Source organism: Kothea flammea (genome assembly GCF_052161645.1).
Classification (GTDB): Bacteria; Planctomycetota; Planctomycetia; order Pirellulales; family Pirellulaceae; genus Laterigemmans.
Genome location: NZ_CP197414.1, coordinates 7,533,078 through 7,556,747, shown reverse-complemented (window position 1 = coordinate 7,556,747; position 23,670 = coordinate 7,533,078). Strand labels below are relative to the sequence as shown.

14 protein-coding genes are annotated in these 23,670 nt (G+C 55.3%); 9 read left to right on the top strand and 5 right to left on the bottom strand.

Going from position 1 to position 23,670, the window contains the following annotated elements:
• Positions 1–168: 168 nt before the first annotated feature.
• The 3 genes from SH139x_RS28175 to SH139x_RS28165 all read right to left on the bottom strand — a co-directional run bounded on the left by SH139x_RS28175 (position 169) and on the right by SH139x_RS28165 (position 3,798).
• Complete coding sequence (locus SH139x_RS28175; protein ID WP_488353045.1) at positions 169–567, bottom strand: hypothetical protein; 399 nt, start codon at positions 565–567, stop codon at positions 169–171.
• Positions 568–694: 127 nt separating this feature from the next.
• Positions 695–1,777 (bottom strand): transposase, encoded by a 1,083-nt coding sequence (locus SH139x_RS28170; RefSeq protein WP_488353044.1) that lies wholly within the window; start codon positions 1,775–1,777, stop codon positions 695–697.
• A 230-nt stretch (positions 1,778–2,007) separates the two neighbouring features.
• The gene (locus SH139x_RS28165) at positions 2,008–3,798 is read right to left on the bottom strand and encodes an SLC13 family permease (RefSeq protein WP_488353043.1); all 1,791 of its coding nucleotides are present in this window, start codon (positions 3,796–3,798) and stop codon (positions 2,008–2,010) included.
• Between the two features lie 266 nt (positions 3,799–4,064).
• On the opposite strand from SH139x_RS28165, the gene SH139x_RS28160 reads away from it, so the two are divergent.
• The 9 genes from SH139x_RS28160 to SH139x_RS28120 all read left to right on the top strand — a co-directional run bounded on the left by SH139x_RS28160 (position 4,065) and on the right by SH139x_RS28120 (position 17,808).
• Entirely contained in the window at positions 4,065–4,355 is a 291-nt protein-coding gene (locus SH139x_RS28160) for a DUF3311 domain-containing protein (RefSeq protein ID WP_488353042.1), read from the top strand.
• Entirely contained in the window at positions 4,352–5,974 is a 1,623-nt protein-coding gene (locus tag SH139x_RS28155) for a sodium:solute symporter family protein (protein WP_488353041.1), read from the top strand. The genes SH139x_RS28160 and SH139x_RS28155 overlap by 4 nt, the downstream gene beginning before the upstream one ends.
• 18 nt (positions 5,975–5,992) lie before the next feature.
• On the top strand, positions 5,993–7,006 hold the full coding sequence (locus tag SH139x_RS28150; RefSeq protein WP_488353040.1) for an AAA family ATPase: 1,014 nt from the start codon (positions 5,993–5,995) through the stop codon (positions 7,004–7,006).
• Complete coding sequence (locus SH139x_RS28145) at positions 7,003–7,878, top strand: DUF58 domain-containing protein (RefSeq protein ID WP_488353039.1); 876 nt, start codon at positions 7,003–7,005, stop codon at positions 7,876–7,878. The genes SH139x_RS28150 and SH139x_RS28145 overlap by 4 nt, the downstream gene beginning before the upstream one ends.
• Positions 7,878–8,870 (top strand): DUF4381 domain-containing protein, encoded by a 993-nt coding sequence (locus tag SH139x_RS28140; protein WP_488353038.1) that lies wholly within the window; start codon positions 7,878–7,880, stop codon positions 8,868–8,870. Before SH139x_RS28145 ends, SH139x_RS28140 begins: the two co-directional genes overlap by 1 nt.
• Before the next feature lie 2 nt (positions 8,871–8,872).
• Entirely contained in the window at positions 8,873–9,952 is a 1,080-nt protein-coding gene (locus SH139x_RS28135; protein ID WP_488353037.1) for a vWA domain-containing protein, read from the top strand.
• 39 nt (positions 9,953–9,991) lie between these two features.
• A complete protein-coding gene (locus tag SH139x_RS28130; RefSeq protein ID WP_488353036.1) occupies positions 9,992–12,124 on the top strand; it encodes a vWA domain-containing protein in 2,133 nt (710 codons plus the stop codon).
• 37 nt (positions 12,125–12,161) lie between these two features.
• The gene (locus SH139x_RS28125; RefSeq protein ID WP_488356114.1) at positions 12,162–14,984 is read left to right on the top strand and encodes a BatD family protein; all 2,823 of its coding nucleotides are present in this window, start codon (positions 12,162–12,164) and stop codon (positions 14,982–14,984) included.
• A gap of 79 nt (positions 14,985–15,063) precedes the next feature.
• A complete protein-coding gene (locus SH139x_RS28120) occupies positions 15,064–17,808 on the top strand; it encodes a phosphoenolpyruvate carboxylase (RefSeq protein ID WP_488353035.1) in 2,745 nt (914 codons plus the stop codon).
• Between the two features lie 188 nt (positions 17,809–17,996).
• Here the strand turns inward: SH139x_RS28120 and SH139x_RS28115 are convergent, their stop codons facing one another.
• Together SH139x_RS28115 and SH139x_RS28110 are read right to left on the bottom strand one after the other, a co-directional pair.
• Entirely contained in the window at positions 17,997–22,013 is a 4,017-nt protein-coding gene (locus tag SH139x_RS28115; RefSeq protein WP_488353034.1) for a VPS10 domain-containing protein, read from the bottom strand.
• An 858-nt stretch (positions 22,014–22,871) separates the two neighbouring features.
• The gene (locus SH139x_RS28110) at positions 22,872–23,666 is read right to left on the bottom strand and encodes a hypothetical protein (RefSeq protein WP_488353033.1); all 795 of its coding nucleotides are present in this window, start codon (positions 23,664–23,666) and stop codon (positions 22,872–22,874) included.
• Between the last annotated feature and the right edge of the window lie 4 nt (positions 23,667–23,670).

The following is a 23,670-nucleotide window of genomic DNA, read 5'->3' as shown; positions in this document are numbered from 1 at the left end:
GCCGGTGGCGGTTCTTGGCTCGGGAAAAATGGGTGGTTGTCGGCAATTTTACGTCGTTTTCGCTCAATTTATGCCGCTCGGTGCGCACCTTCAGCGCTAACCGGCGTTAAATTTTTTTTCGCCGGATGTTCGGTGAGGTTTAGGCGCTTGCCGAGATCGGCTGGCGAGCTATTTCGGGACCAGCGGTTCCCCGCCGACGCGATCTTTCCGCGATGGCGTGTTGCGGGCAAAGAACTTCATGCTGGCGATCAACGCGTGACCACCCAAGTCGGCGTTGCTCCGCCGCCGCAACTCCTTGATCTGCTCCCGCAATCCATCCACATCAATCGGTTGGCCACTCCGCCAACAAAACTCGCGCATCTGCTCCGCAGTTAACGCTGGATGGCGTTGGAACAGGGACAGGTCCCGCTGCTGCACCGAGCGCGCGTGTTGGAACAGGGACAGGTCTCGCTGCTGCACCAAGCGCGCGGGGACAGGTCCCGCTAAATCTGCTTGCGCGGGGCCGGTGGCGGGAATTTTGCGCTGGCGGCCGTCCTGGGCGGCGGCAGATTGGATGAGGGTGGGCAATTTTGCACCGTTTTTCCGGAATTTTTTTTCCCGCTCGGCGCGTACCTTCAGCCCCAACCGACGACTAATTCCTTTTTTTCGCCGGATGCTCAGTGCGATTTGCTATCAGCCGAGGTCGACTGCCAAACTATTTGGGGGCTAGCGGTTCCGCGACAGCTCGGTCTTTCTGCGACGGCGTGTTGCCCGCCATAAATTTCATGCTGGCGATCAACGCGTGACCACCCAAGTCGGCGTTGCTCCGTCGCCGCAATTCTTTGATCTGCTCCCGCAATCCATCCACATCAATCGGCTGGCCACTCCGCCAACAAACCTCACGCATCTGCTCCGCAGTTAACGCTGGATGGCTTTGCAAATTGGGTCGCGCCTGGATCGCCAATTGCCACAACAAATTCACGTAAGAAGCGAAAGTCATCGGCAAACAACCCAGGTCCTCTTCCATCTGCCGGCGACGCTCCTGCACTTCCTCCAGCGTCAGATCGTTAACGACCGCCACCTGCAAACCGTCCGCTTCCCCAAACAATTCAATCGGCGAAAGCCAATCCGACGAATCCACTGGGCTCCCATCAAGCGTCTCCAGCCGCTCGCGAATCGAAACCATGGCGTTGGGATCGTCGAGCGAATCGACAAGGTGAGCTTTCAGCGGATTGAGATCAACGTAAGCCATGCAGGCCAACACGTGCTCTTGCTCCTTGAGCGCATTCAGCTTAAAACGTTCCTCGAAGAAGTGACCTGTACACTCGTCTTCGATGTTGCACTTGCGAGCCACGGTCTGACACATCAGCTTGACGAACCAAGAGATGTCGGAAAGCCGCACCCTGAGTTCTTCAACAAACTTGGGCTCGCTGAGAATCGCATCGATTTCACACTCCCGAACTTTCCCCCCTTTATTCCCTCGATTCGGTTTCCTCGAGGTGATCGACAGCCAGCGGATGGCGACTTGGCGATCGGAAAGCTGCTCGACCAAGTCGGGTCGATTCCTGATCACGCAGTGCCAATGATTTGGCATAATAGCGTACGAAAGCAAGTCTAAACAAAATTCTTCAATAAGAAACTTCATCCGCGCACGAAACCACTCTCTGCGGTGTGAGTGGTCGACGCCGGTGAGCGGATCGACGCCGTGGAGATAACTTCTGCGAGTGGTACGGTTGAAACAGTGGTAGACGCCGTGCTGAGTGGGATCATAGACGACCGACCGAGCCTTGCGAGGCATGATAAACCCTCCAGAAAGTGGAAACAACTGGAACTGTACGCCCGTACTTTAGCATATACAATAGCATATCCAGCCCCCTGCTGGAAGAATTGCAAAAAATGGTTAATGAACTTGATGCCACCGCTTGCCTGGTGTGGTCAATACCCGCAGGCAGACCGCCCGCAATTACTGGTTCACTAGACTGATCATCAGCCTTTGTTTTCAGTGACAGATTCGTGAGCGATCCTCAATCACAGGCCCCAAACCCAGGGAATAATTGCCATCGAGACCGCAAAGACCAGTAGATTGAGGGGGATCCCCAACCGGGCAAAGTCGCTCATGCGGTAACCACCTGGCCCGTAAACCATCAAATTCGTTTGGTAACCGAAGGGGGTGGAAAAACCCGCCGAAGCAGCCATCATTACTGCCACGGAGAAGGCAATCGGATTCGCATCCAGGGAAATCGCCGCTTGCCATCCGATTGGGAACATCAGCACGGCCGCCGCGTTGTTCGTGATCATTTCCGTGCAAATCATCGTGGCCAGATAGACAGCCGCGATGGCTAGCAGTTTGTTGTCGCCGGCCAGCGCCAGCAGCCCTTCCGCAATCGCGCGGGCCGCGCCACTGGTGTCGAGCGCAGCCCCGATCCCCAGCGCCGCACCGATCACCAACAAAATTGACCAATCGATGCTGCGTCGCGCTTCGGTCATCGTGCAGCACCTCGTCCCCACCATCGCCAAGGCGCCCAGTAACGCCGCGGTCAAGATGCTGATTAACTGTACGGCGGCCAGTCCCACCATGGCGACCAAGATCACCAACCCAATCCAAACCCGTTCGGGACGGCGGACCGATGCCTGTTCCAGTGTGCTGACCAAAAAGAAATCACCGCTCCGCCTGCGATTGCGAACGAACTGCGGAGTGGCTTCCAGCAGCAATACGTCGCCCACTTCGAGAACCACATCCCCAATCTTGCCGGAAATACGTTTCCGCCCTCGCGCGACCGCTAGCACGGCTGCCCCGTAATAGGTGCGAAAACGTGCTTCGCGAATTGATTTGCCCACCATTGGACAGCGGCTGGAAACAACCGCTTCGACTAATTGGCGATGCCAGGCGGGCACATTTAACTTGCGAGCTTGTCCATCCCCGCTGCTGAGCCCACGCGTTTTTTGCAGATCGACGACCGATTCCAATTGGCCGACGAACAGCAACAAATCGCCCCCCTGCAATCGTTCGCTGGGAGACACCGCGGGTAAACTTTCACCGTCGCGTTGCAGTTCCGCCAAAAATAGCCCCGGCAAATGCCGCAGACCGGCATCCTCGATTCGCTGGCCGACGAGCGGTCCGCCAGGGGTGACGACCATCTCCAGCGTATACTTGTGCGGATCGTCCTGCGGACTGACCGCTGGTCGCCGGTCGGGCAGCAAAAAACGGCTGGCAATCAACAGATAAGCCAGGCCGAGCAGGGAAGCTGGCAAACCAACCAATCCGGGCTCGAAAAAGGAAAGTGGTTGCCCACCAGCGGCCGCAATTTTACTATTGACGAGCAAGTTGGTGCTCGTCCCCAGGGTCGTGCACATGCCTCCTAAGATCGCCGCGTACGACAGTGGCATGAAGAACTTTGCCGCTGAAATTTCCGTGCGTTTACTTAAGTCAGTAACCACCGGCAACATTGCCGCCACGATCGGCGTGTTGTTCAAAAACGCACTCAGCGCCGCGACGGGGGGCAACAACCGCAGCTGGGCGTCAAACAGGCCACGCGGCTTTTTCAGCAACCAGCTAGTGGCTAAGTCGGTGCCACCCGTTAACTCCAGTCCGGCGACAACCACGAACAGCAGCCCCACCGTGACGAGCGCCGGGTTGCCAAAGCCGACTACCAAACTCGAAACCTGCGGGAGCAGCGGGCTGCCACTCAAATCGCTGACGATCATCAGCACCGCCAAGCAACCCATTGCCAGCAAATCAGTGGAGGCCAATCGCATTGCTAAACCAACCAGCAACGCGATTGCAACCGCCAAAGCGAACCAGGCTTCCCAGGTTGGCACGATAATTTCCGTTTCGAAATGAATTACTGCAAAGAATGAAGGCTACCGTCGGCAGCTTAAGAATAATTCCCTTTATCGGCACCGATAGCGATCGCTGCCCAGTCGATTGATTGTTGGTTACACTATTGGGCCTCCAGGGGCGACAACTGGCGCAAGCCGCACAATCGCATCTCTGGTTACACCTCCGGACGCACCACCGGGGGGCACTTACTCCGTCTTTGTTTCCGACGCCCGCCACCGTGACTCAATTTCGCGACTCAATTTCCATGACCGATATCAGTTCCAACCCTTCCTCCACGACCAGCGGGAACGGGAAATGGGTGATTGCCCTGCTGGTTCTCTTGTTGTTGGTCCTGCACCAGGATAACTGGTTTTGGGAAGACGGCACGCTGGTGTTCGGTTTCTTGCCGATCGGACTCTTCTACCACGCCTGCATCTCACTTGCTGCAGCCCTCGTCTGGTTTATTGCCACTCGCATAGCCTGGCCGGTGGAGACGATCGCCCACACAATCGCGCAAGTGAAAATTGAGCAAAATTCAGAGGAGGCCTCGCAATGAACCCTGGCGTGCCTCAATTGATCATCATCATCTGCTACCTGATCGCCCTGGTCAGTTTGGGGTTATTCTCCAGCCGCTTATTCAGCGGCACCAAGTCCGATTACCAAGTTGCCAGTCATTCTATCGGGCCGTTCCTGCTGCTGATGAGCATGTTCGGCACCACGATGACAGCCTTCGCGCTGGTAGGCAGCAGTGGCGAAGCCTTTCGCGAAGGGATTGGCGTGTACGGGATGTTGGCCAGCAGCAGCGGGATCGTGCACTCCCTCTGCTTCTTTCTCATCGGCGTCAAGGTTTGGTCGCTCGCCCGACTCAATGGATACACCACTCAGATTGAATTTTTTCGCGATCGGCTGGATAGCAACTTTGTCGGTTTGTTGTTATTTCCCATCTTGGTCGGCTTGGTGATCCCCTACTTATTGATCGGGGTGATCAGCAGCGGCACCGTGATCCAGGCGCTGACGGCAGGACTAGCTCCCGAATGGAGTTGGTTTCAAGTCTTGGATAAAGAAACCCTCCAGCCCGACCTGGCCGTCCACGGTGGCGTGCCTCCTTGGCTCGGCTCCATGGTGGTCTGCTTAGTGGTGCTCGCTTACGTGTTTTTCGGTGGCATGCGGGGAACCACTTGGGCAAACACCTTTCAAACGCTCGTCTTCATGATCTTGGGGGTCGTGACGTTTTACGTGATCGCTCAAAAGCTTGGCAAGCAAGATGGCTTTTTGGAGAACCTTAAACTGTTGGGTAGCGTAATTCCCGAGGATAAGGCAACTCGCATTGAGATGAGTAAGACGAAGTTTGCCAGCTATCTGTTGATTCCATTGTCGGTCGGTATGTTTCCTCACTTATTTCAACACTGGATGACCGCCCGCAGCGCAAACAGTTTCAAATTGGCTGTGGTTTGTCACCCTCTGTTCATCATGATTGTCTGGGTTCCTTGCGTGCTCGTCGGCGTCTGGGCCGTAGGTGTCTGGGCAGACCCCAGTTTGCGCCCCGCCGGTCCACCACTGCCCGACAACCCGAACGCGATCCTGCCCTTCTTAGTCAAGACGCAAACCGGCCAGATCCTTGGTGGCTTCCTCGCGGCCGGGATCTTGGCGGCGATCATGTCCAGCCTCGACAGTCAATTCCTCTGCCTAGGAACGATCTTCAGCAACGATGTCGTGACGCACTATTTGGGTAAGGATCGTGTCAGTGACGCGAAGCAAGTCGTCTTCACGCGTCTGTTTATTGTCGCCATTGTCGTCATTACTTATCTGCTAAGTCTCGGCAACGTGCGCAGCGTTTTTGCTTTGGGGGTCTGGTGTTTCAGCGGCTTTAGCGCGCTGTTTCCGATTGTCGTGGCCGCACTCTATTGGCGTGGCTTGACGGCTGCCGGCGCGATCAGTGGTATCTTCGCGGCCATCATCAGTTGGGGTGTACTCTTTTATCACGGTTTGCAAATCGCACCCGAAGATGGTGGCTTGAGCAAGTTTATCTTACAAGTGCCGATCGGCGAACAATCGTATCAACTGATGCCGGTGGCGGTGATGATGGTCAGTTCCACATTGACGATGTTGGTCGTTTCCTTAATCACGCCCAAACCGCAGCCCAGCACTTTGGCAAAATTCTTTCCCCACGTATAGTTTGCGGAGAAGTCGTTCATGACATATGAGCAGTCTGGTGATGTTGTCTCCCCACCCAACGAAATTGCTCAAGCAATCGCCGAGGCCAGCAAGCCCATGCGGCGGATCATTGAGCAGGTCGATCAAGTGTTGGTCGGGCAAGAGCAACTTACGCACCGGATGTTGGTGGCTCTGCTGACGGGAGGCCACTTGTTAATCGAAGGAGTTCCCGGGCTGGCAAAAACGACGGCCGTCGCCAGTTTGGCAAAGGCCATCGATACCGGCTTCCAGCGTCTGCAATTCACTCCTGACTTGTTACCCGCCGATTTGATCGGTACCCAAGTCTATCGGCCGCAAGATCAAACCTTTGTGGTTCAGAAAGGACCGATTTTCTCCAACCTGATTTTGGCCGATGAGATCAATCGCGCACCGGCCAAAGTGCAAAGCGCGCTGCTCGAAGCGATGCAGGAACGCCAAGTCACGATCGGCGCAGAAACGTATCAACTGGACGAGCCGTTTCTAGTAATGGCCACCCAAAACCCGGTCGAACAAGAGGGAACCTATCAATTACCCGAAGCCCAGACCGATCGCTTCATGCTTAAGACGATCGTCAATTATCCAACCCGCAAGGAAGAGCTGGAAATCTTGCGGCGAATGGGGAAAACGCAACTGCGATTCCAAATCGAAGCGGTCACCTCGCCAGCCGAAATTTTGGCGGCTCGCAAGTTGGTCGATCAAGTGCACTTGGTGCCGTCATTGGAGGACTACATTGTCGATCTCGTGTTGGCGACCCGCAATCCGGCCGCGTATGGATTGCGGTTGGCCGAATTGATCCAGTTTGGTGCCTCGCCTCGAGCCACGATCAATTTGGCACTGGCCAGCCGGGCCTGCGCGTTCCTCGACGGACGCGGTTTCGTGACCCCCCAAGACATTAAAAATATCGCCCTCGATGTCCTGCGGCACCGCGTGATCATCAGCTACGAAGCCGAGGCCGAGGAACGAACCAGCGAATCGATTGTCCGCGAAATTCTCAATCACATCCCCACGCCATGACGATCCCCAGTGAGATTCTGCGGAAAATTCGCCGTGTGCAAATCCGGACTTCCCATCGTGTCGATGAATTGCTGGCTGGTAGTTGGCATTCTGCCTTCAAAGGACGTGGTATCGAATTTGAAGAAGTTCGCCCCTATCAAATCGGGGATGATGTTCGCGCGATCGATTGGAACGTAACCGCCCGATCCGACCAACCTTATATCAAACTGTTTCGCGAGGAACGCGAACTTGCGGTTTCTTTGTTGGTTGATCTCAGCGGTTCGCAAATGTTCGGAACCCAGCAAACGAGCAAGCGTGATCTGGTCGCTGAGATCGGCGCCACCATCGCTTTTTCTGCGATTAAGAATAACGATCAAGTCGCACTCACGTTGTTTACCGATGCCATTGAAAAACATATCCCGGCCGGAAAAGGTTCCCGGCACGTGCTGAGGATGATTCGCGAGTTGCTGTATTGCCAGCCGGCGGGACAGGGCACAGACTTGGCCGCCGCCTTGGAGCATCTTAATCGCACGACAAAACGTCGCGCCGTCGTGTTTCTGATCAGCGATTTCCAAGCAGCTAACTTTGAAAAACCGTTGCGCATCGCCAGTCGCAGGCATGATATTATCCCGATCGTGATCAGCGACCCACGGGAACGCGAAATGCCCAATGTGGGATTGGTTCGTTTGCAAGATGCTGAGACGGGAGAGGTGCTGACGATTGACACCAGCAGTCGGCGCAGCCGTCAGCTTTACGCCGCACTTGCCACGAAGGCGGCCGCCGAACGGGATGCCATGCTCAGGCGGCTGCGGTTGGAAACATTAACACTTTCTTGTGGTCAAGATTTTGTCGAACCGTTGCGTCGCTACCTGCATGCTCGGGAGGGACGTTGATGGGGGGGAGTCTTCGTGCTTGCTGTTGTCTCGTGGCCTTAATGATCACGCTGCCAGTTGTCTGGGCAGCGCCGCCGCAGCAGTCGAGCCAAGTGGGCGGCTTTGAAATTATCACTCAATTGTCAGCGGGGAACGTCTTAGTCGCGGAGCCTTTTGAAGTCCGAATTACGGTGGTTGGCCCGGCAGGTTCTTCTTGCGCGTTCCCGCCACTCGATAATAGCTTCGGCGTGTTTCAAGTCATTGACCAAGAAGACGCTTTTGACCTTCCCACTGGCTCCGGAGGCCGCAGCTGGACGCGCACGATTACGTTGGAACATTTTCTCTCTGGAGAATTCACGCTACCGTCGCTGGAGATTGTCGCCAGCCAAGGGGATTCACCAAGCCAGGTCGTGCCGCTGTTCTCACATCCCCTGATCGTGCGCGTACAAAGCGTGTTGGACGAACAGGATCAACCCGATAGCTTTCGCGATCTGCAACCGGTTGTCGATCTGCCCGCCGAGGACGACAACGCGAGTGCTTGGTCGGCCGGCAGAATCTTGGTGTGGGCGGGCGGCGCGGTGGTGATTAGTTTTCTGGCCGCTGCCGGTTCGTTGTGGCTGCTCCGCCGCTATCACGCTCAGACCCCCTATCAATGGGCCAAGCAACGGCTGGTGCAATTGCGGACTGAGCATGTTGCGGAAGGAGGCGACTCGCAAGCCACGTTGTTGCAAACCGCCGCCATGTTGCGGCAATTTTTAGCGCTGCAATTTGCTGATATTTCGGTCACCATGACCAGTCAGGAAATGCTCGCCGCATTGCGGAAACAACCGCAACTGGATACTGCTGGCTGTGATGCTTGGGAGAAGTTCTTAGCGGAGATTGATGCGGTAAAGTTCGCCGGCCAACCTGTTTCACCAGCTCGCCAGGGTGACTTGTTTGCTCAAGCGGAAAAGTTGCTAGAGCAAGCGGAACGAGCAGATCAACAGCGAACACCAGCGAGGGAGCGAAGTTAACCATGTTTTATTCACCCTGGTATCTGTTGTTGTTATTGTTTATTCCCTGGTTTGCTTGGCGACTGTGGCGGCGAAAACCGGCTGATGCGTTGCGATTCAGCACGCTGCGGACCGCCGCCGCGATTCCACCATCGCTGCGGCAACGCATGTTGTGGTTGCCGCCGGTTTTGACGCTGTTATCCTTAACGTTGTTGATCATTGGCTTGGCGAGGCCCCGTGAAGGTCGCCAACAGACCATCACCAATGATGAGGGAATTGCAATTGCCCTGGTCGTGGACCGCAGCAGCAGCATGTTGGCGATGGATTTTGATATTGATGGATCGCCGGTCGATCGGTTGACGGCAATCAAATATGTGGCGGCCAAATTTGTCGAAGGGAGTGGCCCACTGGAGGGCCGGATCAGCGATTTGATCGGCCTGATTTCGTTCGCCGGCTATGCTGACAGTTTAACTCCGTTGACTTTGGATCATAAATTCTTGATACGCCGCTTGAACGAGGCGGAGATAGTCGACAGCCGTCGCGAGGATGGAACGGCAATCGGCGATGCGGTGGCGCTGGCTGTGGAGAAATTAAACGCTTTGGATTCGCGGCGGGAAACGCCGATGCCCAGCAAGGTGATCATCCTGCTGACCGATGGGGAGAATACCGCCGGGGAGCTGGAACCACTCCCCGCGGCAGAGCTCGCAGAAACGATGGGAATTAAGATCTACACCATCGGCGTGGGAACGAAGGGCGAGGCACCGGTTCCCCGCCGCGACCCCTTCAGTGGTCGCATCGTGACGCAAATGATGCAAGTTAACATCGATGAGGACACGCTGCGTGAGATCGCCGAGCTCACCGGCGGTCGCTACTTCCGAGCCACCGATACGAAATCGTTGGAACGGATCTACGAGGAGATTGACGGACTTGAAAAAGTGGAAGTCGAAGCAAACTATTACGTTGATTACCGCGAACTGGCTGTGCAATCGATCAAGACGCGATTTGCCGAGCTTCCACCGATTCTGATGTGGGCTTTCGGATTGCTCTGCTTGCGAATTGTCCTCCAACACACTTGGCTTCGGCAACTTAATCCTGGCAGTTAAAGTTCGCTAGCAAAGTTGGAAGTTTAACCTGGTTAAAATATGGAATGGGAAATTGGCAACCGCGCATATTTGCTGTTGCTCCTAGCCGCCGTGTTGGCGCTGGGATTGGCTCTCTATGCGCACCTTTGCCGGCGAGCCGCCGCCAAACGATTTGCCACCGCCGAGTCGCTGGAAGGCTTGGGCTGGCGGGCCGGTAGCTGGCGACTCCGGTTCGCACCTTGGTTGTCGGCCGGCGGGCTGGCCTTGCTCGCCTTGGCGTTGGCCGATATCCGTTACGGCAAAAGCTGGCGGGAGGTGCCGCAGAAGGGAATCGAGGTGATGTTTTTACTCGACGTGTCGCGCAGCATGTTGGCCGAAGATGTGGCACCGAATCGGTTAACTCGCGCGAAACAACAAATTCGTGATCTGATTGATGAGATGGTTGGCGATCGCATTGGCTTGGTTGTTTTTGCTGGCGATGCAAAACAAGTGGTGCCCTTGACCAGCCATTACGACGACTTTGTGCAAACACTCGATACAGTCAATCCCGTCTCTGTCTTGCGAGGTGGATCCAAACTAGGCGAGGCAATTCGCGTGGGCAGCGAAGGTTTTATGGAAAAAACAAATGACCACAAAGCGATGGTGATTTTTACCGATGGTGAGGACCAGGAGAGCGATCCGTTGGGAGCGGCCCGCACCGCATTTGAGGAGCAAGGCATTCGCATCTTCGCGATCGGCTTGGGTGATCTAGAGCAAGGTGCGCGGATTCCGGCCGGTGACCAACGTTCCGAGCCGACACCCATCTATGTGCAACATGAGGGGCAGACAGTGTGGTCAAAATTGAATGGTCAAATCTTGAGCGAGATTGCCACCTCAACTGGTGGTGCCTACATTCCAGCTGGAACGAAACGTGTCGACATGCAAGGTGTTTACCAAGGTTACATCGGTAGCGTCGAGCAGACCGAATTTCAAACCGCTAGGATTAACGCTTTTACGCCCCGTTTTCAATGGTTTGCCCTCCCCGCCCTGCTCTGCTTTGGTGTTGAATTTCTGCTGACTAACAGGGTGCGGAAGAGCGTCCGCGTGGCGATGATTTTATGCTGTGGATGCTGGCTGGGTGGCTGCACCACTCCGGCCTACGCACAAGCTCCTAACACTGCTCCGGAATCCAGCCCATTATCGCAAAATAATCTGCCGGCGGCTGGTCAGGTCGTGGCGAATCCCGCGAGGCAGATTAACGCTGCCAACGAGTTGTTGCGTCAAGAACAAGTTGCCGAAGCGATTGCTGCTTACGATGCAGTGAATCCGCCAAAGTCATTGCGGCCAACGTGGCTGTATAACCAAGGAATTGCCCACTATCGACAACAGAATTACGCCCTAGCCGCGGAAGCTTTTCGCGAAAGTGCCAGTTCGGCAGATCGACAGCTGGCTGCTCAAAGCCGATACAACCTGGGTAACAGCCTCTACGCCCAGGCCCTGGCGGCTGTCGAAGCGGCTGAGAAAACAACCGCCGAAAAACTTTTGAGCGACGCCATCGAGCATTATCGTGGGGCGCTGCGTGGTGATCGAGAACTCGTCGATGCGAGAGCCAATATCGAACTGGCTGCCCGCTTGCTGCAACAATTAAATGACGAGCAATCCGACCAACAGCAGCAAGAGCAGCAGCAACAACAAGAGCAACAAGAGCAAGAGCCAAGTTCCGATCAGCAGGATCAGCAATCGCAAGCTGGCGACGAATCGTCCCCTGCTGAGGATGAACGATCTCAATCAAATGATGACGGATCTCAGTCAGAAAATGACGGATCTCAGTCAGAGGACGCAGCGGAGCAATCTGGCAGTGAGCAATCTGGCAGTGAGCAGGGCACTCAGCCGGAAGAACAGGCTGATAACGCCGCCGGTAATCAAGCTGGCGGTGAGGAGGGCGACGATGCGGAGGATACCACTCCGGCGGCTGGCCAAGCTGGCGAGACCGGTCAACCACCCTCAACCGACGGAGAGTTGAGTGCGGCCAACGCCGACGCGTCTTCGGCTGACCCCAGCGGCGATCCGCAAGGCAAACCTGTGACTGGGATAATGACCCGCGAAGAAGCTTTGAAGATGCTGCAGTCAGTTCGCGATCGGGATCTGCTGAGACGGTTGTTAAAAGAACAGCGAGAGCGAGCGCGTCGTGTTCCCGTCCAGCGAGATTGGTGAAGTTGTGCAGGATTACTCCTCAGGTGATGCAAACGTGATGGGTCCAAAAGCTGGTTTCGCTCGGCTGGCGTTGCTTTGGCTGTTGGGCATGCTGGCCATTTCCGCTGCGCCACTATGTGCGGCCGACGTGGATCTGCGAGTCTCGGCTCGCGAAGGCTATGTCGATATGCCGATCGTGATGGAAATCACAATCAAGGGCGCTAGTGATTATCAAACTCCGGAAATGCCAACCATTGATGGATTGAAGATCGAAGCGGCTGGTCCGGTCTCGCAAAGTTCGCGTATCACGATTATCAATGGTCGTCGCACGCAGTCGCGAGAAGTTGTTTTGCGATATCTATTGATACCGACGAGAGTGGGGGAAATTCAGTGGCCCGAGCTGAAATTCATGGTCGACAACGAGCCGGTGACCATGCCTGCGATCAGCTTTTCGATCAAGAAGAGCGAGACGGGAGACTTGTTGTTCGTGGATGTGGTTTCAGATCCTCAGCAGGTTTTTGTGGGCCAACCGCTGGAGCTGACTCTACAAATATGGTTAAAGCCTTTTGAGGATTCACAGCGGAATTTAAAGATCTCCGCCAGCGACATGTGGCAAATGATTTCCGATCAAACGGAGTGGGGTGTTTTTGGGGAACGACTGCAGGAACTGGCTAATCAACGTCGCGGTCCCAGCGTGAAGAAGGTGATGCGAGCTACTGCTACGGAAGGAGAGACTGCTACGGAAGGAGGGAATGAAGAGGCGGAGCAGGAGTATTATTTATATGAGGTGACCGCCACCATCTATCCAACTCGTGTGGGCCAGATCTCATCAGAACGCACTCGCATCGTTGTGAATTATCCGACGGAGTTGAGTGAGTCGCGTGATCTGTTTGCTCGCGGTTTGCGAGTCTCTCAAGCGCGACCGATATCTGCGGTAGTTAGCTTTGCCGCCACGGAGGTTTTGCCCATTCCGACGACTGGTCGACCGGCTGATTATCGAGGCGCCGTCGGACGCTACTCAATCCGCGCCCAAGCCAGCCCGTTAGCGGTTGCGGCGGGTGACCCCATCAATCTTAGTTTCGCGATCCAAGGGAGTGGACCGCTGCAGTTGGTGCAAGCACCCCCGCTCGCCGAATTGGACAAGTTAACGGCCGATTTTAAGGTCCCGGCTGAACCCTTGGCTGGCTTTGTTCGAGATGGAGTGAAATACTTTTCCACAACGATTCGGCCGCGACGGGCGGGTGTTCCCGAGATACCAGAGATTCCCTTTACCTTTTTTGATCCCGAATCGCAAACGTTTGAAACGGTGACCACCGAAGCCATTGCGATCGCCGTCTCCGAGGCGGAATCATTGCAATTCACTGACATTGTTTCGGCCAGTCCAAACAAGTCGGATCTGCCCGCTGCGGCAGCCGGCGAAGCAGCCAGCCCAATACAACCCGAGTTTACCAACGAGGCCTCCACCGATGTGTTAACGCAGCAGAGTCCCGTGGGTCAGCAGCAAGCGGTATGGATGACACTTGTGGTCGGTCCGCCCGCTTTGTTCCTGTTCACATTATTGCTGCGCGGTTGTGTGAGCTTGCTGCGCTGGTCGACCCGTTTGCAACCTGCTCATCGGTTGGCAGTTAGCAAGTTTCAAAATGCCGAGCATAGCGGCCAGTTGTTGACCGCGATGGGCGAATTGTTGATTCGTTCGTTTCCCGGCAGTAAGGGGGTGAATGCGAGGAATGCGATCGAAGAGAGTAAGTTGCCCGGTGAGTTGGTTGAGGAGGATCTGCAGCTGGCTCAAGCATATTTGAACCGCGGTATTGGTGGTGTCAGGTTGGCCGGTTTATATGCTTTGGCCGCCGAACTGGAGGCATGGGCCAGCCGAGTCGAACGGGTGGCCGCGATGGGTGAGCCGCAGCAAGATTTTCAGGCGGTCAAACAAGCGGCCGAGGCACATCTCGATACCATCCGCGCGGCACAAAAGTCGCTTCGCAACTATCAGCGGCTGGTGGCCGGCATGCTGTTGTGCCTTCTCTTGAGCGGGGTGCCTGCGTCGACTCTGGCGACGGAGCCTTTGCCAGCGAACGAACAACGCACTCAACAAGAATTAGTGCTGGCCGAGGCAACCGTACTGTACCGCAATGGTTTGGCGGCCCAGGCGGCGGGCGATCAAGCGGAGGCGAGTGTTGCTTTTGCCAAAGCGACTGCTAAATATCAATGGTTAGTCGATCAAGAAATTTTTAATTCAGACCTTTATCGCAACCTAGCCAACGCCGAGTTGCAAGCGGGGCAAACGGCTCGTGCGATCGCTCATTATGAATTAGCGCTGCGGATCGATCCGGGAGATCGTGACGCTTGGGGAAATCTTCAACTTGCCCGTCAAGCATTACCGGCGGTTCCCACCGCAGCCTCATCTCAAGGTGCTGTTGCTAGCTTTAGCGATCAAGCGTCAGAGCTGTTGCATTATGTGTCGCGAGGCACCGTTGCGCTGCTTGGTCCCACCGTGCTGCTGTGGATCATGGGAATCGCATCACTTAGTTTTTGGGGCTTATTGATCGTGCGCGCCAGCGGCATTCGTTTTGCCGTCTTGCGATGGGCCTTGCTGCCATTGTTTATTTTGCTACCGGCGGTTGCTATTTGGGCGACTGCCATTCGGCAGGGAAAAGGGCACGCCACGGCGATATTGGTGGTCGATGAGGTTGTGTTGCGCAGTGGAGATGATGATCAATTTGCTGTTGTAACAACCATGGAACAGGCCAGCGGCCAGCAGGTACGCGTACTGGAGCAACGAAATCAATGGCTGCAAATTCAAACAACAACGGACGTGATTGGCTGGATTCCGGCAGAGCAAGCGATTGTCCTGGCTCCTCCTCCGCCCGTCGCGGTCCGTTGACAATCGCTTGTGGCGTTGATAGACATGCGATTTAGATGTCGTGACAAAATGCACATGTATATATATGAAGGAATCCGCGATGGTATCGGCTAGCATTCTTACACTTGACGTTGACAAGCTGGATGCCGATTGGCGGTGGATGCTAGGCGAGCTGCGGGAGGTGTTGCGGCGATCTGGCGACGCGGAGTTGGCCGACCTGCTGCCCGACTCTGATGCCGATGCACCGGCGATTGAGGGACACAGCGATTCGGTGCGGCTGACGCAAGCCTATTCGATCGCTTTCCAGTTACTGGGCATGGCGGAGCAGATTTCGGCGGGCCACTTTCGCACTAGGATTGAAAGCCAAGAGGGGATTGATCAGCTCCCCGCGCTGTGGGGTGATTGCTTGCATCGCCTGCAAATGGCGGGCGTGGATGCCAAGGATATTGCTGCCAGTTTGAATGACGTGCATGTGGAACTGGTTTTAACAGCACATCCCACGGAAGCCAAACGAGCGACCGTGTTGGCTCATCACCGCCGGCTGTATCAGCAATTCTCAAGCCGTGACGCATCTTTAAAAGCGCCTTGGCAGGAGGAGGAAAATCGTGTGGCGGTCGAAGCGTTGTTAGCCGTACTTTGGCGGACTGGTGAGATTTACTTGGACCGGCCAGACCTCAGCTCGGAACGTCGCAACGTGATCGACTACTTGTTGCACGTCTTTCCCGCCGCGATTCGGCCGCTCGACCTGCGATTCCGCCAAGCCTGGGAGTATGCTGGCTTGGATCCCGCGTTAATTGCCGATCCGTTGGCGTTACCCCGTCTCACCTTTGGCACTTGGGTGGGAGGGGATCGCGATGGGCACCCCTTGGTGACTCCGCAAGTCACGGCGGAGACTTTAAACGAGCTTCGCAGCAACGCGCTCGAGCTCGTGCGTCGCCAATTGACTGAGTTGGCGCGATTGCTTAGCCTGTCCGCTTACTGGCTGCCGCCCAGTGATGCCTTCCTAAAGGTGATCGCCAACCGCGCCGACCAACTGGGGGAAATCGGACAGCAAGCGCTAAAGCGGAATCCTAACGAACCATGGCGACAATTTATCAATATGATGTTGATGATGTTGCCCGGTGGTAATCGCCGCGATTTTCAATACCGAAATAGTCAGCAGCTGCTCGACGATTTGCGAACTTTGTATGATGCTTTGGTGAGCGTTTCGTTAGGATCGGCTGCCGATTATTCGGTGCGGCCGGTGATGCGGATCGTGCAGGCACTGGGTTTCCATCTGGCGGTGTTGGATATTCGCCAGAACAGTTCGATACACGACCGCGCGATTGAGCAATTGCTGGCTGCGGCCGGATTTGAAGACCCTCATTTTTCGCGTTGGCCTGAAGAGCGTCGCCGGCAGTTTCTGGAGAACGAGCTGCGGACGCGTCGCCCATTTTCGGTGGCGGATCGATCGGCTGGTCCGGAGGCTGACGCCGTGCTGGGTGCTTTGCGAGTTGTTAAAGAGCATCTCAGCACGCATGGGCCAGACGGACTTGGTGCGCTGATCATCAGCATGACACGTCAACCCTCGGACTTGCTAAGCGTTTATCTGTTTGCTCGCGAGGTTGGGTTGTTGGTGGAAACGGAAGATGGTCCCGTTTGCCCTTTGCCGGTGGTGCCGCTGTTTGAAACCATCGAAGACTTACGGCAAAGTCCGCAGGTATATGATAGTTTCTTGAAAGACCCGATCACGCGTCGCAGCCTTGAATATATTCGCGAGCGTTCGGGTGAATCGCGTCCCGTTGGTCAAATTATGGTTGGCTACAGTGACAGCAATAAGGATGGTGGGATTTTGGCAAGCCTCGTCGGCTTGCGTCATGCGCAACGGATGCTTACCGAAGTTGGCAATCAACATGGTGTGAGAATTCGCTTTTTTCATGGTCGCGGAGGGACGATCAGCCGTGGTGCGGGACCGACTCATCGGTTCATTGCTTCGCTGCCCGACGGTACTCTGCAAGCTGACTTGCGGCTCACCGAGCAGGGTGAAACGATTGCCCAGAAGTATGCTCATCAGTCGACGGCGATTTACAACTTAGAGTTGTTCTTGGCTGGAGCGACTCGCAAAACCTTTACTGATTCGTATGGGACGGAAGAGCCTCACCCGCTCGAACCGACATTGGTGCAGTTGTCACAGTGGGCTGGTGAGCAGTATCGCGAGCTGATTGAGTCACCTGGGTTTGTCGAGTTCTTTCGCCAAGCCACGCCGATCGACGTGATTGAACAGAGCAGCATCGGCTCGCGTCCTTCACGACGTTCTGGGCAAAATTCGTTAGCCGATCTGCGAGCCATTCCTTGGGTCTTCAGTTGGGGGCAGGCTAGGTTTTACCTGTCGGGTTGGTACGGAGTGGGATCCGCGCTTCATCGTTTGCAGCAAGAGCAACCACAGTTGTTGGATACATTGACCGAACAGCTTTCTCAGTGGTCTTTCTTGCACTATTTGACCAGCAACGTGGCCACAAGTTTGGCGGCGGTGGATTTGCATGTTGCCGGTGAGTATGCCAATCTGGTTGAAGATCAAGCGTTGCGAGATCGATTCTTTGGCCGCATCGAATCCGAATGGCACTTAGCCAAAAGCATGATAGAGCGAGTGTACGGTGGGCCACTCGAGCAGCGTCGGCCGAACGTGGAACGGATGATCAAGCTGAGATCGGCTGGGCTGCGGACATTGCATCTACAGCAGATTCGATTGTTGGGACGTTGGCGAAATTACCGCCGCATGCAAGAGACAGCGCAAGCCGATAAATTGCTTCCCGAGCTGCTCTTAACCGTCAACGCCATCGCATCGGGCCTGGGCACGACCGGGTAAAAGTGGAATAGGCATCCTGCCTTTTTACACTCCACAAGTCATCAGGTATTGCCCCCTGGCAGGAAGCCGAGGTTGGCAAGCTTGAAGCAAGCCGCAACTTGCGCAACTTTTGACCCCCACGAGACGAGCTCGTGGGGGTCAAAAAAGGAACCGGACGCTGGCGCGTTCCGGCTGATTGCTCGTTGAAACTAGTTGTCCTCTTCGGAAGTTGAGAACAGCTCCTCGAGCAGTTCCGCTTCGTTTTCTGCTCGACCACTTGTGGTAAATTCAGGGTCCGACTCGATCGTCAGGGTTTCGTTGTATACCTTGCCATCGACAATCAAAGCCACCAGATACTCACCATTCTCGACTCTCGGTGCGAACCGTCGTCGCCTCGAATCGGAGCTGCCCGTGGTTCGTCGCCTTAGATCCCATTCGACCTTATGCAGTCCGGCCGACGAGGGAACTTCTAAGCGTTGTAGAACGCGTCCGGTGATGTCGCGAATCTCCAATTCGATTTCCCGCACATCGCTGGCTAGTGAGTAATAGATTTGAGCATCACTGCTGGGGTTTTCACCAACAAATCGTCGAGTCCCACTATCGGCGGCACGGGGCAGGGAACGCCATCGAATCACCGTCGCTGGCTTATAAAGTTGGACATCAGCAGCGATCGAATCGGCGGACCATTGACGGAGCGCGGTCACATCGGCGATCCACAGGCTGCGGCCGTGCGTACCGGCGACGATTTCACCTGCGGTGGGATGCTGAGCAACTTCGTGGACAGCCACGGTGGGAAATTCTCCCTTCATGGATGTCCAGGTTTTGCCGCGATCAATGGAGGCGAATAAACCAAACTCTGTGCCCAGGTAAAGCAGGTTGCGATTCACGATATCTTCGCGAATCACGCGTGCCGAGCCAGTGCCGGCTGGCAGTGACCCATCCAGGCGGGTCCAGGTTTGACCATAGTTTTCCGTGACGAGCACAAATGGTCCGTCCACGTCAGATCGATGCCCGTCAATGGTCACATAGCAACGGCCAGCTTCATATTTGGAAGGCTCAATGGAACTGACCCACATTTGCTTGGGCAACAGCTCCTTGAGTGGTTTGCTGTTGTCCTCAACAGGTTTCGCTGCCTGCCCGCCGTCGAGACTGGTGGCATCTCCTGTTCGCTCTGCCGAGAAGGGGATACTGAAGGCCCCGTCATTGACTTCGAATGTCCCGGTTAATTTCCTGTCCTTGACCGTCGCCACGATGCGAACATTGACTCCGCTCGATGAGCCGGCGATGGCAATCGCTCCCGACTCGGCATTTAGTTCCCCACCGTCGAGGTTGCCGCCACCTTGCGAAGTTTCGTATTGGCCAGCGTACTTTCCGTCTTTGCCAAGTTGCAAAGCCATCCGGAAACCACTTCGTTCAGCCGGCATCATCTCCGACTCAAACTTGCCAGCCCATGAGCCTGAAAGCAGATCGGTAACGGCTTGTTCCTCGTCGGTAGTTTCTTCTTCAGTGGTTTCTTCTTCAGTGGTTTCTTCTTCAGTAGTTTCTTCTTCGGTAGTTTCTTCTTCGGTAGTTTCTTCTTCGGTAGTTTCTTCTTCGGTAGTTTCTTCTTCGGTAGTTTCTTCTTCGGTAGTTTCTTCTTCGGTAGCTTCTTCTTCGGTAGCTTCTTCTTCAGTAGCTTCTTCTTCAGTAGGTGGTTCTGAAGCGGTTTCTGAAGCGGTTTCTGTAGCGGTTTCTGAAGCGGTTTCTGAAGCGGGCGGTTGCGTGGCAGTTTCTGCGGGCGCCACGGGGCGTTCACCTCGAACTGGGCCACCCATTCCTCGTCCTCGTCCTCCGCGTCCAAAGCCACCACGAGCTTGTCCGCCACGTCCCATAGCACCACGTCCCATAGCACCGCCACGTTGCTGACCTGCGGAACTTTCGCTGGTCGCATCGCTGGCTGCCTTCTCTGGTTTTGACCAGAGATCAGCCCAGCTTTGGCCGCCGTTGCGAGTTCCCCACAGCATGCCATCGGTGGTGCCGACGTAGAGCACATTCTCGTTGAGAGGCGATTGCCCGATTGCACTACCGGAGCCATCATCGGTGCGGGTGATCTCCGGCGAGATGGCTTGCACATTGTCGCCTTTTTTCACGCTTTGGAACACATAGTTACCGGCGCTGAAATGGATCTCCGGATTGTGGGGGCTGAGAATAAACGGCGTTTTCCAGTTGAAGCGATAGCGAACGCCCCGCGGCGGTCGCGGGCGAATCCCACCTCGTTCCCCGGTGCGAAGGTTCACTCGCCCCATCGCGCCGTTTTGACTTTCGTAATACAATTGGTCGGGATCGGTGGGATCGACTAAGCAGATAAAACCGTCGCCGCCACCCACGCTGAACCAATCGGTGTTGACGGGACCCGCCCCGTTGCGAACCAAGCTGGGGCCACCCCAGCTGCCATTATCTTGCAGGCCACCATAAACGTTGTAGGCCCGATTCGAATCGACGCCGACATGGTAAAATTGACCAATCGCAATGTGATTAAGATGATCCCATTTTTTGCCACGATCATAAGTCACGTAAACGCCACCGTCGCACCCTAAGATTACGTGGCGGCCGTCACTAGGATCGATCCACATGGCGTGGTGATCGACGTGGACTTCGCTGCCTGCGCCGTTATCAGAAAAGGTTTCACCACCATCTTCGGAAATGTATAAAGAGGTTCCCAGCACCCAGATATAGTTGTTGTCAGATGGGTCAACGCGAATCTTGCTGTAATACATCGGACGAGGGTTGAGCGAATTGATTCGCGTCCAGGTGACTCCTCCATCATTACTGCGGTAAATGCCACCAAAGTCCTTGCCGTCGGCGCCTTGTTGATCGGTCAAATTTTCGTTTTGACCTCCCAGGCTTTGGGCAAAGGGGCTGTCACGCCGCAGTTCGTCGAGTTTGGCATTGACTGCCTCAGGTTTATCCTCGGCAGTCGCTGTTGATTTTTCATCGGCTGCTTTTTCGTCAGTTGCTTCGTCGTCATCCTGTTTTTTCTCAACTTTTTCCTTCTCACCTTCCAATCGTTTCGCGATCTCAGGGTTCAACGCGAGTTCGACTTCGACGTCGACAGCTTTACCTTCACGTGCGACGCCCAGTTGGACCTTGTCCCCGGCGGCAAAGCGGCGGATTTCTGCTAACAGGTCGGGATAAGAAAGAATCAATTTGTCGTTGACGCGGACCACCACATCGTCAACTTGCAATTCGGCCTTGGCGGCTGGACTGTCGGCGGTAATTTCCGTTAATTTGGCACCCACATCGACGCTCTCACCACGGACACCCAAGAATGGTGTGGTGTCGGGCATTTGACCAATCTTTTTCGATTCGATCACTGCGTAGACGAAATTCGGATCCTTGGCGTAATAGCAGAGACCAATGCGTCCCATCTCGGTTGACGGCAATCCTGATTCCATTCGCTGCCAGTTATCACCCCCATCGGTCGATCGCCAAATTCCGGCTCCTGCGCCAAATTTGACCATCGGATCATTGCCATCGAAGCCATCACGCATGCGGCAGTAGGTTGCGGCCAGCATTAGATTGGGATCTGCTGGGTTGATGATGACATCGATCACACCAGTCCGATCATCCACATATAAGACTTGCTTCCAGGTTTTGCCCCCATCGACTGTTTTATAAAGGCCACGGTCTTCGTTGGGGCCCCAGAGACGCCCCAGAGCGCCAACAAAAACGACTTCGGGGTTGGTGGGGTGGATTAACACCGCGCCGGTTTGAAAAATCTTGTTCAAACCCATGTTCTCCCATGTCGCGCCCCCGTCGACCGACTTGTAGACGCCGTCGCCCCACGAAGAGCTATTGCGTGGATTTTCTTCGCCGGTCCCAACCCAAATGATTTCGGGATTTGTCTTGGAGACGTCAAAAGCGCCGATCGAAACGGTGGCTTCGGAGTCAAACTGGTGCTCGAAGGTCATCCCGTTGTTGCTGGTCTTCAACAATCCGCCGCTGGCCGAAGCGGCCCACCACTGCGTGGGATCTTGAGCGTTGCTGGCTAAACCGACAATCCGGCCACTCATGTTCGCCGGGCCGATACTTCGCCAATCGACGGTGTCCACCCAGGCTTTGGGCAGCGTCAGCGAAGGGGTTGCGTTAGCTTGTTCCGTCGTAGTCTCTTGTCCAACAAGCGGTGCGGTCCACCCCAGCAGTCCGCTGGATAGGAGGAAAGCTAACCTGAGAAATCCAGCACGCATGGTCGCGAAATCCTGATGCAAAAGAACAAAAGCGCCCGGTAGCCGCCATCCCCCCGCGGCAATCATAGCCAGCTCGCCATGATAAACAGAAGTCGCCCGGCGGGAAGCCTCAGGGACCCCGAGACAAGAAAAAGTTGGAAAGCAGGTAGTGCAATCGTTTAACAGTCAGCCGCAGGCGTACTCTGACTAGCGGTAACAGTCAGCCGCAGGCGTACTCTGTTTAGCGGTAACAGTCAGCCGCAGGCGTACTCTGACTAGCGGTAACAGTCAGCCGCAGGCGTACCTCTCCCTGCGATCCACTGTGAGAATATCCTTGACACCCATTCAGCAATAACCTCCACTAGGCAGACTGGGGTCAGCATCACGCTACCATTTACGAGATGGCATGCCACCACCTCGGAACATTCTCACCTTGTTTTGATGCCAAGTTTGTATTTCCGGCCAACTTTGGCCAGGGGTTACGTGTGGCGTTGATTGCAGAATTGCAGAATGATATATGGCTATCACATCATCATACCTCATTATGGATTCTGGTTGCCTAACGATCCGCGCGGTTCTTGGTCGCAGTTTGTCGCAAGTTGGGAACTGGCGAAATTTGGGGAAACCACTCGACATCAAGAACAACGGACATTAGCACAGCTCACCGCTGAGGAGTTGACTCAACGCGACGCCATGCGAGCCGCATTGCTCTACCCGCCAGTGAGATTAAATGGAAAACAGGCCTTATGCGTTGCGCAGGGATTTTCCATACAAGCAGACAAGTCTGGTTATGAAATTTGGGCCTGTGCGATATTACCGGAACATACCCACCTCGTGATCGCTCGGCATCGCTATCGAGTCGAACAGATCACCAATCTCCTAAAAGGCGCGGCAACAAGAATGCTGATCGAAACGAATCAGCACCCACTTGCCGAGTTCGCCAAGCCCGACAAACGGCCCCCCGGGATGTGGGCTAGGGGCCAGTGCAAGGTTTTTCTGGACAGTGAAGGGCAAATCGAAAACGCAATCGCGTACGTCAACGACAATCCTTTGAAAGAGGGAAAACCGGCCCAAAACTGGAGTTGGATCAGTCCATTTCGTGGCCTTGACCCAGGTTGGACCACCTACCTCTAAGATGAATCCCCGTACTCGTTCACCGCTCAGCCACAGGCGTACTCGTTGAACGGTATTGCTGTTGAACGAGTACGCCTGTGGCTGACTGTTGAACGAGTACGCCTGCGGCTGACTGTTTAACGAGTACGCCTGCGGCTGACTGTTTAACGAGTACGCCTGCGGCTGACTGTTGAACGAGTACGCCTGCGGCTGACTGTTAAACGAGTACGCCTGCGGCTGACTGTTTAACGAGTACGCCTGTGGCTGACTGTTTAACGAGTACGCCTGTGGCTGACTGTTTAACGAGTACGCCTGTGGCTGACTGTTTAACGAGTACGCCTGCGGCTGACTGTTGAACGAGTACGCCTGCGGCTGACTGTTGAACGAGTACGCCTGCGGCTGACTGTTGAACGAGTACGCCTGCGGCTGACGGTTTAACGAGTACGCCTGCGGCTGACTGTTTAACGAGTACGCCTGCGGCTGACTGTTTAACGAGTACGCCTGCGGCTGGCTGTTTAACGAGTACGCCTGCGGCTGACTGTTAAACGCAATACCGTTCAATGTT